The sequence below is a fragment of the Asticcacaulis sp. W401b genome (assembly GCF_046503825.1).
Classification (GTDB): Bacteria; Pseudomonadota; Alphaproteobacteria; order Caulobacterales; family Caulobacteraceae; genus Asticcacaulis.
In genome coordinates this window covers 193,365-208,168 of the sequence record NZ_JBKFEE010000005.1, presented here as the reverse complement: position 1 = coordinate 208,168, position 14,804 = coordinate 193,365, and the positions used below count along the sequence as shown (strand labels likewise).

Here is a 14,804-nt window from a genome sequence, read left to right as displayed (position 1 = left end):
ATGAGGGGAGGCTGGCAAAAAAGCCGCACCTTGTCCACTGTATACTTTATGTGGCAAAATCGTATAAAATATATTTGACGATCTCCACCAACGATGTTTAGCTCGATTGTGTCAGAAATGTTTCGGAGGGGGTAACGGAACCCGTCCTCTCCACACACTCAAGGGGATTAAGATGAACAAGCGTATGACTCGGGCATTGATCATGAGTAGTGTGGCGGCCTCCGCCATCTTCTCCGGCTGGATGGCGGCGCCGGCCATGGCGCAGGCGGACGGCGCCAGTGAGGCCGTCGAAGAGGTCGTGGTCACCGGCACCCGCATCCGCCGCCCGAACCTCAAGAGCGCGTCGCCGATCACCACGGTCGATGCGCAGGAAGCCCAGCTTCAGGGCGCGGTGGCTGTAGAATCCTTCCTCACCAAGCTGCCTCAGGTCGAAGCGGCGGCCAACGAAAACGGCTCTAACGGATCGAGCGGCCGGGCGACCGTCAACCTGCGCAGCCTTGGCGGTGGCCGCAGTCTGGTTCTGATCGACGGCCAGCGCTTCCTGCCAACGCAGGCGATGGACCTCAACTTCGTACCGTCGGCGCTGGTTGAGCGTACTGATGTGCTGACGGGTGGGGCGTCTTCGGTCTATGGCTCGGATGCCATGTCTGGTGTTGTCAACTTCATCCTCATGAAGCACCTCGACGGCGTGCGCATGAACGCGCAGTACAGCATCTATAATCACCACAATGACGAAGGCTATCTGCGCAAGATTCAGTCGGACAAGAAGTACAAGCTCGCGCCGGAAAACGTCTGGACCGGTAAGAAATTCGATTTCAACATTGCGATGGGTGCCAATCTTGAAGATGGCAAGGGCAATGTCGCGGGCTACTTCGGCTATCGCAAGATGGACCCGGTGCGTCAGGATAAGTACGACTATTCGAACTGCGCCATCAACTATCCGCCGGCTTCGGTTGCGCCCGCCGGCACGGCCTATGTCTGCGGCGGCTCGGCCACGCACGCCTACGGCTCGTTCCGCCCGCTGACCTACACGCCGGCTGGCGGTACCTCGACCAATACCAATCCAACGGGTGTGCAGTATGCCAACGCGATGGACGGTTCCAAGACCTGGGTCACGGACGGCCCGGACTTCTATTATAACTATACGCCGGATAACTATATCCTGCGCGACAGCGAACGGTATACGGCGGGCGCCCTGTTCAACTATTCCGTCAATGAAAAGATCGAAGCCTACGGTTCGTTCATGTTCATGGACGACGTGTCAGTGTCGCAGGTCGCGCCATCGGGTATCTGGACGGGCCGCGCCTTTACCGTCAACTGCGACAACCCTTTCCTCAGCACGCAGCAACGCGGGCTTCTGTGTAACGGGAACACGACCGGGAATGCGACCACCTGGGTGGCGCTGCGTGGTGTGGGCGGCGAAGGCCGTCGCAATGACATGCGTCACACCTATTACCGGGCCAATCTTGGCTTCCGCGGCACGCTCAGTGACGCCTTCCGCTATGATGTGAACTACAGCTACGTCACCGCGCGTGAACGCAGCAACTATCAGAATGATATCAACCAGAACAAGGCAGCGCAGGCGCTTCAGGCTGTCACCGTGGGCGGTCAGATCGTCTGTAAGGACACCTCAGGCAGCTGTAAGCCGATCGACGTTTTCAGCGCCAAAGGCCCGTCTACAGAAGGCTATAACTTCATCTATTCGCCGACCTTCACCGCCAATGATCAGGACATGAAGGTCCTGTCCGGCTACATCAGCGGCGATCTGGGCATTTATGGGGTGACATCGCCCTGGGCCTCAGAAGGCCTTCAGGTGGTTCTGGGTGCCGAACACCGCGAAGAGACGACGGTTACCAAGTTCGATCAGGTGCAGATCGATGCGGGTTCGGTCAATTCGGACGGCGTGATCACCACGGACGAAATCTTTACCGAAATCGAAGCCCCTATCGTTCAGGACAAGCCCTTCATCTACTCTCTGTCTCTGGCCCTGGGTTATCGGACCTCGACGATCAAGGTATCGAACAGCGCCAATCCTGAACGTGAAAAGGACGCCGATACCTATAAGTACGAGCTGAAGTATCAGCCCGTTCCGGACGTCCTGCTGCGTGCCAGCTATAACAAGGCCATGCGCGCGCCGAATGCCGGTGAATTGTTTGCGGCTCAGTCCTACGGCAATATTGCCGCGACCGATCCCTGTTCGCAGAATGGCATTGCCCAGAGCGGCGCAACGCTGGAGCAATGTCTGCGCACGGGGGCCACGACGGCTCAATATAACGCGAAGACGATTCCGGATTGCCCGGCGACCTTCTGTACGCGTCAGGGCGGCGGTAACCCGAACCTGAACCCGGAGACGGGCAAGACCACCACCTATGGCGTCGTCTTCACCCCGCGCTTCGTGCCGGGCCTGTCGGTCAGCCTCGACTATTTCAAAGTGCGTATCGAAGACTATATCGGCACGATCAGCCCGACCGTCGCCCTGTCTCAGTGCGTGCAGACCGGCAACCCTGTCTTCTGCGGTCTGATCCATCGCGACCCGCTCACCGGCGCGATCTTTGGCCCCGGTGCTGACGGCGGCTATATCGTCGGCACCAACGTCAATACCGGCTATCTCGAAACCAAGGGCTGGGACGTCAATGCCGCCTACACGCTGCAAACCGAAGACGTATTCCAAAAGGACTACGGTTCGGTCAATTTCAACCTGACGGGTACGCTGCTCAAGTCGCTGGAAACCGAAGCCATCCCGAATGGCGGCTCCTACGATTGTAAGGGCCTGTTCGGTCCGGTTTGCGGTCAGCCCGCCCCGGAATGGCGTCACACGCTGCGCACCACCTGGCAAACAACCTGGGGTGACAAGTTCTACCTCCCGGCCGCCGTCTCCGTTAACTGGCGCTATATGGGCGTGGTCAAGCTGGCGTCCAACACCGGCAAGCCGTTCCTGACCGGGACCAAATCGACCATCGACGCCAAGATCCCGGAATACAGCTACGTGGATGTCGCCGCGACCTTCAACGTCACCAAGGGCGTCGTGGCTCGCGTCGGTATCAACAACCTCTTCGACAAGACGCCGCCGTACATGTACGACGCGCTTCTGACCGAGTTTGGCAACGGTAACACCTATCCGGGCGTCTATGATCCGCTGGGCCGTATGGTGTTCGTCGGCTTCAACGCCAAGTTCTGATGAGGACGCCGGCGCTCCGCCCGCACGGAGCGCCGGTGCCTTAAGGGCCTGACGTTCTTCTGTATCTTAAACTTCCCCATTTTATCCGGCGGTCCTCCTCCCCCTCCGCCGGGCGGGGTCCCCCTTGGGCGGCAAACCCGATTGCGTGACGGTTTGCCGCCATTTTTTTGTCAGTGAGGCCTCCCCATGACCCCCGGATTTCATCGTCGTGCCTTCTTACAGGGATCGCTCGCGGGAACGGCAGGCCTTACGGCGGCATCGGCTTCGGCTTCGGCTTCGGCGTCGGCGTCGCCTCTGTTGCCCATACTGGACACTTCGAGCGCGGTGCGAACCGACGGCCTGACCCCATTGGCGCAGTTTACCGCGCACGGTACGCAGTGGCGCGTCTATGAGGATCAGACACGCCGCGACGGACCGATTGTCTTCACCTCGGACAAGGGCGCCTTCTCCCTGTCGAAGCGGCCGGAGGCGGTGTTCGACGACATCACGCCCGCCTATCTGGGGCTGGCGCTGAAAGACATCTGTCAGGCCGATGCCGACCTGCTCGCCGACAAACTGCTGGCGCGCGGTGACGACCCGGACCCGGATGAGGTGCGCCGCGCGGCCCCGCCTGCCGGCTGGAATTTCACCCGTGAGTCGCTGTGGTGGCGGATGCCGTGGACGACCTTTGTCGGCACGGCGCAGCAGGGCGACACCATGCCCGTCTTTCCCAACGGACGCACGCGCACCTTTCGCCCCGAACACGTGTTTCCCGAACTGAGCGGTGACGATAAGGTCAAACGCCGCTGGGAGGGGCTGCTGGGCGGCTGGCTGCCTGCGGTTCACAAGATCATCGAAATCTCGCCGACGCGGCACTATGACCTGCTGGTCTTTGCCGATGTGACGGCGACCGACAAGCTGGTGGTGCAGACTTGGCACCGCACCATCCAATATGACGACGGCAAACCGGTCAAGACGGCGTTCGGCCATTCCTACGCCCCGTTCCCGCCACGCCGCGTCGAACCGACCGCCGAGGCCTTTTATGAAGGGCTTCTGACCTTTGCCGGTGACTGGCAGGCGCGGCTCAAGGATCAGGCGACGCTCAATATTCCTGATGCCGCTCTGTCGGACATGGTCAGCCACGCCTTTGCCAAGGAGCTGATGGTGCGCCCGCAAGGTGTTTATCCCAAATATGGGGTGGTCGATCGCGACTATTTCGGTTCGGAATATGACGGGTTTCAGGACACCTTCACCTCGTCGCTCTACGCCAATCTGGAGTGGGGGCGCTTTGATCAGGCCAGGGCCGTCCTGATCAACTATTTCGAGGATTTCGTCTTCGCCGACGGGCAGATTAATATGCGCGGGCCGGAGGTGGCGCAGTTCGGCCTGACGCTCAGCCTGCTGGCGCGCTATCTGCGCTATACGGGCGATACGGCGACGCTGAAACGCTTTGCCGGCAAGATCGAAAACACGGCGGCCATCCTCACCGAACTGCACGACGTGGCGCTGAAAAAGCCCGCCGGGGACGCCGGATTCGGCCTGCTCGACGGCTGGAGCGAGTCCGACGCCTGCCTGCATCCGGACCCCTCGGTGTGGTGGAAACCCTACTGGAACAATTCGGCCTTCGCCGTGCGCGGCTGGCGTGACATCGCGGCGGTGTGGGCCGTTATTGCGCCTGATAAGGCAAGTCTGGCCGCCGACTGGAAGACGCGCGCCGATACGCTTCAGGCGCAATTGATAAAGACCCTGCGCGCCAATATCCGCCACGACCTGACACCGCCCTATGTGGCCATCCTGCCGGGGGCCACACGGACCCATCGTCAGGCCATGATCGAATCCGCTCGCAGCAAGACCGGCAACGAACAGGGCTGGGCGCACCGCGCCTATGCCGAACTGTTGCATGCCGACGTCCTGCCCGACGATCTGGCCCAGACGGTCATCAACGCCGTCCGCGGGCATGGCGGGACGGCCATCGGCGTACTGGCCAATTTCGGCCCGCCCAGCGACGACAGCCGCGATCAGCTTGGCTTTATCTCCTACGGCTATGCCCAGCAGTTGCTGCGCTCGGACCGCATCGAGGAATACCTCCTGTTCCTGCATTCGCACCGCTACCATTCGCATACGCCGGGCACCTGGGTGGCGGGGGAGGTCACAGGCATCACCGGCGGCCTGCCGCTGTTCTGCATTCCGGCGCAACTGACCATCCCCAAGCTGGTGCGCTGGGCACTCGTGTTCGAGGCCTCGGACGCAGACACCCTGTGGCTGGGCCGCGCCGTGCCCCGCCAATGGTTTGCGTCCGAACAGCCCATTGCCATCACCGGCGCGCCGACGCGCTGGGGGTCGGTCGATTTGCACCTGCAAAGACAGGGGCTTACGCTCAACGGCGAGGTTCGTCTTGGTGGGGCGACCCGGCCCTCAGAGGTGCGTCTGCGTCTGCGGGTGCCGAAAGAGATGCGACTGGCCTCGGTCACAGTGGACGGCAAAAAAGCGGTCGTCGAGGGCGAAGATGTGGTCATCGGGCCACAGGGCGGCGCTTTGCGCATTCAAGCCCGCTTGCGCAAGGTTTAAAAGTTGCGTTTGATACGAGTGGCGCGCGACCGTCAACTGGACGGTTGACAGCCGCAGTAAAAGCGACACAAATCGTATACGAAACGGGGATCGACGCTGCGGCGTCTTGTTTAAGGGACTTTTCATGGGACTGTTTGGACCGCTAAAACCGCTGCATCGGGCGGAAGAAGACGGCAAGGCGCTGGCCAAGACGCTGAGCTGGCCGCATCTGATGGCGCTGGGTATCGGCGGCATTATCGGCACGGGCATCTACACGCTGACCGGCGTGGGAGCGGGACTGGCCGGGCCGGGAGTGCTGGTCTCCTTTGCCCTGTGCGGTCTGGTCTGTGCCTGCGCGGCGCTGTGCTACACCGAAATGTCCACCCTGATCCCCGCCGCGGGTTCGGCCTATACCTATACCTATTCAGCCATCGGTGAGGTGGCGGGCTGGGTTGTCGGCTGGGCGCTGATCCTCGAATACTCGCTGGCCTGTTCCAGCGTGGCGGTTGGCTGGTCGGCCCACCTTGTCGGCTGGCTGAATGAGGGGATGGGCCTGCAATTGCCGGCCTTCCTGCTCAATGCGCCGCACGCGGGCGGCCTCGTCAACCTGCCGGCGGTGCTGGTGTCGCTGGCGGTGATGGGTCTTTTGATGATCGGCGCGCGCGAAAGCGCCACGCTGAATATCCTGCTGGTCATCATCAAGATCGTCGCGCTGGGGGCCTTTATCGTCCTCGGCCTGCCCGCCATTCAGGCCGGGAATTACGATCCGTTCGCCCCCTATGGCTTTATCGGTCAGCAGATCGGCGGCGAAAAGGTCGGCATCATGGCCGCCGCCGCCATCGTCTTTTTCGCCTTCTTCGGCTTTGATGCGGTTTCGACCTCGGCCGAAGAGGCCAAGAAGCCCGGCCGCGACCTGACCATCGGCATTCTGGGCTCCATGGCCGTTTCGACCCTGATCTACATGCTGGTCGCCGGGGTGGCCGTCGGCGTCGCGCCGTTTCAGGAAATCGCCAACAGCGCCGAGCCGCTGCCGCATATCCTGCGCGAAATCGGCTATCCGGTGGTGGCCGGTCTGGTGGGTCTGGCCGCCATTGTCGCCCTGCCGTCGGTCATTCTGGTCATGATGTACGGTCAGAGCCGCATCTTCTTCGTCATGGCGCGCGACGGCCTGCTGCCGCAGGCGGTGGCCAAGGTCAACAAGAAGGGTTCACCGGCCCTGATCACCCTGATCACCGGCATCTTCGTGGCCATTTTTGCCGGGTTTGTGCCGCTGAAAGAGATTGCTGCCCTGTCGAATGCCGGGACGCTGATCGCCTTCATCGCCGTCGCCCTGTCGATGATCATCCTGCGCCGCCGCTTCCCGGACCTGCCGCGCACCTTCAAGACTCCGGCCTATCTGCTGGTCGGTATTGCAGCGATCTTAGGCTGCGCCTTTATCTTCTACAGCCTGCCGATCCAGAGCCAGCTCTTTACCCTGATCTGGATGGCGATTGGGCTGGTCGTCTATTTCTCTTACGGCAAGTGGCATAGCCGCCTGAAAAAGGGCGCTTAGGCGGTCTTACAGTCAAACGCGAAAGGGCGGGGGACACCTCACCCTTTCTGTGTACCCTCATGAGGTAACCACAGATTTCACAAATTACACAGATGGGTTGCCCGAGGTCGTCCAGACCACGCCGTATGACCCGCGCTTTGATCTGTGTAATCTGTGAAATCTGTGGTTTTAGCCTAATGCCCCCGATAGAGGTTGAGGTCGATGCCATAGCGATTGACCTTGTCGTAGAAGGTCTTGCGCGGCAGTTTCAGCGCCTCCATGACGCTGCGCACCTGTCCTTCGTGGCGCTCCAAGGTTTCGCGCAGCAGGGCCTCTTCGTAGCGCGCCACCTGTTCGGCCAGACCCGGCGCATCGACATCGTTGCCCGGCAGGCTGTCGTCGATGCCCAGCGCGTAGCGTTCGGCATATTGTTCCAGCTCGCGCACATTGCCGGGCCAGTCGTGCTGGCGCAGGTGGCTCTGGGCCTGAAGACTGAGGCGCGGGGCCGGGCGGTTGAGGCGCGCCGCCGCCGCCAGCAGGAAGTGCTGAAACAGCAGCGGAATGTCCTCGCGCCGTTCGCTGAGCGGCGGCACGCGCAGGGTCACGCCGCTCAGCCGGTAATAGAGGTCGGCGCGGAACCGCCCGTCGCGCACGGCCTGCACCAGATCAATGCGCGTGGCGGCGATGACGCGGATATCGACCTGCCGCGGGCTTTCGGCCCCCTCCGGCCATACCTCGCGCGTTTCCAGCACGCGCAACAGCCGCGCCTGCTGGCTGAGCGTCAGCCCCTCGACTTCATCGAGGAACAGCGTCCCCTTATGCGCCTTTTCGATGCGCCCGATCAGGCGGGGCGCGCCGGGGCGCAGGCCCTGTTCGCTGCCGAACAGCTCGCTCTGAAACCGCTCCTCGTCCAACGCCGCGCAGCCGATATGCACAAAGGCCCGGCCCTTGCGGGCACTGAGCGCGTGCAGGGCGCGCGCCACGCGGTCCTTGCCTACGCCCGTATCGCCGCTGATCAGCGTATCGACCTCGGCTTCGGCCACGCGCACCACCACGCTTTTCAGATGGGTCATGACGGCGGAATCGCCCAGAAGGGGGTAGCGGCTGTCCTGATCGGCCAGTTGCGCATGGGCCTGCCGCAGGCGGCGGTTTTCCAGCACCAGTTCGCGCGTCTGCACGGCGCGGCGCACGCTCTGACGCAGATCGTCCTGCGCAAAGGGCTTCGACAGGAAGTCATAGGCCCCGTCCTTCAGCGCCTGCACGGCCATCGGCACATCGCCGTGCCCGGTCATCAGGATCACCGGCAGGTCGGGATCAAGGGCGCGGATACGGGCAAAGACCTCAAGGCCGTCCATGACCGGCATCCGCACATCGGTGATCACCACACCGGGAAAGGTCGCATCAAGGACCTTCAGCGCCTCGGCCCCGCTGGCAAAGGCCTGCACGCTAAAGCCGTCGAGGCGCAGGGCCTGACTTTGCGCCGCCAGCAGGTCGGCATCGTCGTCAATCAGGATCAGGGGTGCTGTCACAGGGTTCATGTGCGGGGTCATGAGGCTTTACGCAGGGTCAGAATGAAGGTGGCACCGGTCTCAGAGCTTTCGGCGCTGAGCGCGCCGCCGAAATCGCGCAGAATGTCGTGAGCGATGACGAGGCCGAGACCCAGCCCCTTGGGCTTGGTGGTGACGAAGGGGGTGAAAAGCTGCGCCTGCACTTGCGGCGGCAGGCCCGGCCCGTTATCGGCGACGCGCAGGCGCACCTGATCGCCGTCGGCGCTGAGGCTGAGGCGCACCTGCGCATCGGGCACGCCTTCCAGCGCCTCAAAGGCGTTTTGCAGCAGATTGACCAGCACCTGCTCCAGTCGCACGCGGCTGGCCATGACGCGCAATTGCGGGTCGATGGGGTCGCAACGGAGGCTGACGCGGTGGTCGCGCAGGCGGCTTTCGTTGAGCAGGATGGACGAGTCCACCGCCTCTTTCAGCGGCACGGGCTCAACCTCGCTGGAGGCCTTGCGCGAAAAGGTGCGCAATTCACCGGTGATGTGGCCGAGGCGGTCGCACATGCGGATAATGGCGCTGAGGTTTTCGGCAATCAGGGCCTTGGCCCCGCGCGCTGACGGTTTCTGGCTGGCGGCGGTTTCGGCCAGGACACGGATGGTGGCGACCGGCTGATTGATTTCGTGAGCCACGCCGGCGGTGATCTGCCCCAGACTGGCCAGCTTGTTGGCCTGCACCAGATCGGCCTGAAGGCGGCTGAGGCGACGCTGGGCGTTGCGGCGTTCGCGGATCTCCTTCGACAGGCGGTCATTGGTGGCGCTCAGGGCCTCGGTGCGGGTGGCGACATCGCGCTCCAGCCGCTCGCGGTATTCGGTTTCACGCGCCGCCGACAGCCGCCTCTGCCGCAGCCGTCGCCATTGCCAGGCGCTCAGCGTCCCCAGCAGGCCAAAGGCCAGAGCGGCGGTCAGGGTGGCGGCGATGGCTGTATCGCGCGCCGCCTGATCGCTGCTGATCACGTGCAGCTTCCAGCCGACACCGGGCAGGTCGATGACCGTGTCGATCTGGCGCGCCGTCAGGGCGGGGAGGGGCTTAAAACGTCGCTCCGGGTGCGCCGTCAGAAAGACCTCACCCGTGGGGCCCGTGACATAGGTGTCTTCGCCCAGCCCACCCCAGGTGGCCTCGATAGGGTCGAACTCCATCTTCACCACCACCACGCCCAGCCGACGCCCGGAGGCGGTGACGGCGCGGGCGAAAAACAGGCCGGGCTTGCGGCTGACCGTGCCCAGCGCGAACTGCGTTGCCGTGCCGTTCATCATGGCTTCGCGGAAATAGGGCCGGAAGCTGTAATTGCTGCCGACGAAGGAGACGGGCAGGGCCCAGTTGCTGGCCGACACCGTCTGGCCGGAGGCCTGAATGATATAGATGACCGAACTGCGCGTCTGGGTGCGCAGTCGATCCAGCTTTTTGGAGACGCCGCTGTAGAGCGCGGGCTGGTTGCCCAGCAGCGCGGCGGTCACGTCGCTGTCGTCGCTGAGGACCAGCGCCACCGTCGCCTGCCGCTCCATCTCGCTTTGCAGGACGGCGGCGCGCAAGCGAGCGCGCGTTTCGACGTCCTCAGAGACGCTGCGCAGGGCCCCGGTGTAGCTTAGGCTATAGACGCCCCATAGGGCCAGCCCCAGACCGGCCACGCAGGCAAGGCCGGCGAGGATCAGCAGAGGCCGTCGAATCTTGCGCGGTACAAGGAACATGTAGGCATCATAAACCTTTGCGAAATTTCGCACAATGTCTGGCTTATGTGTGCGAAATTTCACACAAAATAGGGGCTTGCCTCTACTATAAATTTCTAAATTTCAATGATTTAATGAAAATTGGCCGAATTGTGGGCACAGGGGTGGTGCCGGATTATGGTGCGTTAACAAAAACCACCAAAGGGTCGAGGAACACCCATGCAGATGCATATCCCTACGGACACGCTGACCGCGGCCGCGCCGCGCAAGCGCCCCTTCTATGCCCATCTCTATTTTCAGGTGCTGGTCGCCATCGCTCTGGGCGCGGCCATCGGGCACTTTTACCCGCAGACCGGCGAGGCGCTGAAACCGCTGGGTGACGGCTTCATCAAGCTGGTCAAGATGATCATTTCACCGGTCATCTTCCTGACCATCGTCACCGGTATTGCCGGCATGGGCTCGTTGAAAGGCGTCGGCTCGGTCACGGGCAAGGCCTTTGCCTACTTCCTGACCTTCTCGACCCTGGCCCTGATCGTCGGCCTGATCGTCGCCAATGTGGTGCAGCCCGGTCACGGCATGAATATCGACCCGGCGACGCTGCACAATGCCAAGGTAGATGAATACGCCGCCAAGGCGCACGAAACGACCCTGATCGGCTTCGTGATGGACATTATTCCGACGACCTTCACTTCGGCCTTTGTCGAAGGCAACATCCTTCAGGTGCTGTTTATCGCCATCCTGTTCGGCATTTCGCTGATCTTTGTGGGTGAGCGCGCGAAGCCGCTGGTCAACCTGCTGGAAACCGTCAGCCACGCCATTTTCAAGATGGTGTCGATCCTGATGAAGGCCGCGCCCATCGGGGCTTTCGGTGCCTTCGCCTTCACCATCGGCAAGTACGGCATCGCTTCCATCGTCAATCTGGCGGCGCTGGTCGGCACCTTCTACGCCACCTCTGCCCTGTTCGTGATCGTCATTCTGGGCGCTGTCTGTGCCGCCAACGGCTTCTCGATCTTCAGGCTGATCGGCTATCTGAAGGCGGAGCTTCTTCTGGTGCTCGGCACCTCGTCCTCGGAATCGGCCCTGCCGAGCCTGATGGAAAAGATGGAGGCTGCGGGCTGCAAGCGTTCGGTCGTGGGCCTTGTCGTGCCGACCGGCTATTCGTTCAACCTCGATGGCACCAACATCTACATGACGCTGGCCGCCCTGTTTATCGCTCAGGCTACCAACACCCACCTGTCGCTTGAGCAACAACTGCTGCTTTTGTCGGTCGCCATGCTGTCGTCCAAGGGCGCAGCCGGGGTGACGGGCGCGGGCTTCATCACCCTGGCCGCCACCTTGTCGGTGGTGCCGACCGTGCCGCTTGCCGGTATGGCCATCATTCTGGGCGTGGACCGCTTCATGTCGGAATGCCGCTCGATCACCAACTTCATCGGCAATGCGGTCGCCACCGTCGTCGTCAGCCGCTGGGAAAAGTCGATCGACATGGACACCTTCCGCGCCGCCATGAATGGCAAGCCCATGATCGAGGCCGAACCGGTGATGGCCATCCACGGCGCTCCGGCAGGTCTGCAACTGGGCGAGAAGAGCGCGGACTAATCTTTTAAGGATGGAACCTTCCGGCCGTAGCCCGGTCGTGTCCCCCCTAACGGTTCCATCTTCACTGACCCGTGCCGGTGTATCGGTTCGAGCCCCCGGCACGGGTTCCTTTTAATCCCTTCTTTTGAGATGAATGCGAGACTGCGCTGCGGTTTCGCCAACGGAGACCCTAATGTCTGCGAACAGCTTCCTTTTGCCCGCCGCCCTGCTTTTTGTCTTGCCAACGGTCGCTCAGGCCGAAACGGTCAAATATTCGGCGGAAATCAAAGCCCTCAGCGACGGTATCTATCGCAGCGTCAGCCAGACAGAAGGCCGCCCCCAGTATACCGTCGGCGGGCAGGCCGCCTATGGCAAGGTGTTTGGCGGCTTCCTGTACAAGTCGATGCGTGACCGCACGACCGGCGTCGATAACCAGACCCAGCTTCTGATCGGGTACAAGTCGAAGTGGCTGGGCAATGACGTCACGTCGCGCGCAATCTTCAAGCAGTATAACGGCACCAAAATCGGCATTGATAACGAGTTTACGGAGTATGAGATCAATGCCGCGCGCAAGCTGAACGCGCGCCTGACGGCCAAGCTCAATCTGGCCTATTCGCCGGACAACTATGGCAAGGCAAAGCAGGCCACCTTCAGCGAATGGGGGCTGGACTACAAGGTGACGCCGAAACTGACGCTTCAGGCGGCCAACGGCTTCCGCCACAATCAGGACAGTGTGGATTACACCAGCTATCTGGCCGGGGTGAGCTATGCGGTGACGCCGAAGTTTCTGGTCAGCCTGACCTATACTACGACGGATAAGGGCGATCTGGGGGCCAAGTACGGCGAGTCCACCTTCGTCACCCTGTCGAAGAAGTTCTAGATTTTAGAAAGACTAAACGCGAAACGGGCGCCGCCCAGGGCGTCCGGATCGCCGGGACTGAGCGGCAACAGGCTGAGGTCCGAGCCGTGGCCCTGTACGATCTGGCGGGCCAGACTGAGGCCCACCCCGGTGCCGGTGGCCTTGGTGGTGAAGAAGGGCATGAAGACCTGACGGCCATGTTCGGCCGGGATGCCGGGACCGGAATCCTCGATCACCAGGGTCAGCCTGCTGTCCCCGGTGGTGGCGTGCAGGCGCACCTTGGGGTCGCCGCCCTTTTCCAGCGCCGCCTGCGCCGCATTGTTGAGCAGGTTCCCGGCGCACAGCCACATCTGATCCTCGTCCATGCGGATCAGGGCGTCTTCGGCGGGCACCTCCCACAAAAGGCTGACCCCCTTGTCGCTCCATTGGGCGGTGAAGCTTTCGTGCAGCACATCCAGCCATTCGGACAGGCGCACCGGTTGCAGGCTGGGCGGCGGCAGGCGGGTCAGGGCGCGATAGGCATTGATAAAGTCGTGCAGGCCTTCGGTGCGCGCCACCACCCGCTCCAGCGCCTTGATGGCCAGTTCGCGCGAGTGCGGCGTGTCGTCATGCAGCAGGTCGAGCGCGCTTTTGCTCATCGACGCGACGGGCGTCAGGGCATTCATCAGTTCGTGGTTCAGCACCCGCAGCAGATCGCGCAGCGCCGTGGCTTCGGCGGCGCGCACATCGGCGGAAATATCGGTCAGGATGGCCAGTTGTGAGGTGCGCTCATCCTCGATCAGTTCGTTGTGCTGAACGGCGAAGGTGCGGCCTTCCCAGACGATCTGCTGTCCCGGCGCAAACAGGTCGCCACCCTCACCGACAAGCGTGCGGCGCACCGCCAGAGGCAGGGCGTAGGCGACGCCGAACAGTTGCCGTGCGGCGCGATTGACGGCGATGATCTGCCCGTCATCGGTTTGCAGCAAAAGCGGCGAGGGGGCCTGATCGAGCAGCATCTGAAGCCTGCGCCGTCCCAGCTCCGCTGTAAAGATCGGCGCGGGGCTTAGCCGGGCGCGCAGGCGTTCGCGTGCCAGATGGAAGGCCGGGCTGTTGACGCCCGCCACGGCCAGACCGACGGCGGCCAGTCCGCAAACCAGCGCCGTGGCGTAATAGCCCTGACTGAGGGCCAGCCACAGCCCGACCCCCAGGGCGAAGACGCCCACCTGCGCGACAATGCTGAGCCAGATGCGATGAGACCCCATGCGTCACAGACCGTGCTTTTCCATGCGCCGGTACAGCGCCGCCCGCGTCAGGCCAAGGTCTCTGGCGGCGTGCGAGATATTGAACTGATGCCGGCTGAGCGCCGCCTTGATCAGCTCACGCTCGGAGCGCTCCAGATTAAGGTCCTGCGGCGGCAGGTCGGCGGGGATGCGCGGCGGCGTCTCAATGGCGGCACGCAGGGCGGCGACCAGCCGCTCATTGTTCCACGGCTTGACCACGAAATCCTGCGCCCCCAGCCGCATGGCCTGAATGGCAATGCTCATGCCCGAATGGCCGGTGACGACGACCACCGGCAGGTGCGGGGTCTTTGCCAGTTGTTCCTGCAAAAAGGCCAGACCCGCTTCGCCTGACGTATCGCCGCGCCGGTAATTGAGATCGAGCAGAAGCACATCCGGCGTCTCAGACTCAAGCAAAGCGCGCGCCTCATCCGGCGACTGCGCCGTGCGCAGGGTGAAGCCCTGCCGTGTCAGGACCAGCTCGGCCGCCGCCAGAATATCGAGGTCGTCGTCGAGGAAGACGGCGCGCGTCAGAGGGGGTGTTTCGGCTTCGGAAGGCATGTTCGGATTCGGACACCTGCGGGGTGATTTCAATCCTGATTTGAGGGCAAAAATCGACAAAAAGCAAGCAAAATGAATTATTTATATGAATTGAAAAC

General features: G+C 62.4%; 9 protein-coding genes. 5 read left to right on the top strand and 4 right to left on the bottom strand.

Translation table 11 applies throughout. The annotated features are described in order from the left end of the window. The first annotated feature begins 172 nt into the window (after positions 1-172). The 3 genes from ACK8OE_RS12905 (at position 173) to ACK8OE_RS12895 (ending at position 7,256) form a co-directional block, all read left to right on the top strand. Entirely contained in the window at positions 173-3,178 is a 3,006-nt protein-coding gene (locus ACK8OE_RS12905) for a TonB-dependent receptor domain-containing protein (protein ID WP_410272848.1), read from the top strand. A 186-nt stretch (positions 3,179-3,364) separates the two neighbouring features. Beyond that, positions 3,365-5,725: a Tat pathway signal protein gene (locus ACK8OE_RS12900; protein ID WP_410272847.1), complete on the top strand. Its 2,361-nt coding sequence runs from the start codon at positions 3,365-3,367 to the stop codon at positions 5,723-5,725. Positions 5,726-5,849: 124 nt separating this feature from the next. Then, positions 5,850-7,256, top strand: a complete 1,407-nt coding sequence (locus ACK8OE_RS12895; RefSeq protein WP_410272846.1) for an amino acid permease — start codon at positions 5,850-5,852, stop codon at positions 7,254-7,256. A 173-nt stretch (positions 7,257-7,429) separates the two neighbouring features. Here the strand turns inward: ACK8OE_RS12895 and ACK8OE_RS12890 are convergent, their stop codons facing one another. Further along, positions 7,430-8,773, bottom strand: a complete 1,344-nt coding sequence (locus ACK8OE_RS12890) for a sigma-54-dependent transcriptional regulator (RefSeq protein WP_410272845.1) — start codon at positions 8,771-8,773, stop codon at positions 7,430-7,432. 8 nt (positions 8,774-8,781) lie between these two features. Beyond that, the gene (locus tag ACK8OE_RS12885; RefSeq protein WP_410272844.1) at positions 8,782-10,476 is read right to left on the bottom strand and encodes an ATP-binding protein; all 1,695 of its coding nucleotides are present in this window, start codon (positions 10,474-10,476) and stop codon (positions 8,782-8,784) included. 198 nt (positions 10,477-10,674) lie between these two features. On the opposite strand from ACK8OE_RS12885, the gene ACK8OE_RS12880 reads away from it, so the two are divergent. Next, positions 10,675-12,051: a dicarboxylate/amino acid:cation symporter gene (locus tag ACK8OE_RS12880; protein WP_410272843.1), complete on the top strand. Its 1,377-nt coding sequence runs from the start codon at positions 10,675-10,677 to the stop codon at positions 12,049-12,051. Positions 12,052-12,223: 172 nt separating this feature from the next. After that, positions 12,224-12,910: a hypothetical protein gene (locus ACK8OE_RS12875; protein WP_410272842.1), complete on the top strand. Its 687-nt coding sequence runs from the start codon at positions 12,224-12,226 to the stop codon at positions 12,908-12,910. Here ACK8OE_RS12875 and ACK8OE_RS12870 read toward each other — a convergent pair. Continuing rightward, complete coding sequence (locus ACK8OE_RS12870) at positions 12,907-14,130, bottom strand: sensor histidine kinase (RefSeq protein ID WP_410272841.1); 1,224 nt, start codon at positions 14,128-14,130, stop codon at positions 12,907-12,909. The two genes, ACK8OE_RS12875 and ACK8OE_RS12870, sit on opposite strands and share 4 nt — an antisense overlap. 3 nt (positions 14,131-14,133) lie before the next feature. Next, positions 14,134-14,706 (bottom strand): response regulator transcription factor, encoded by a 573-nt coding sequence (locus ACK8OE_RS12865; protein ID WP_410272840.1) that lies wholly within the window; start codon positions 14,704-14,706, stop codon positions 14,134-14,136. Positions 14,707-14,804 lie beyond the last annotated feature (98 nt).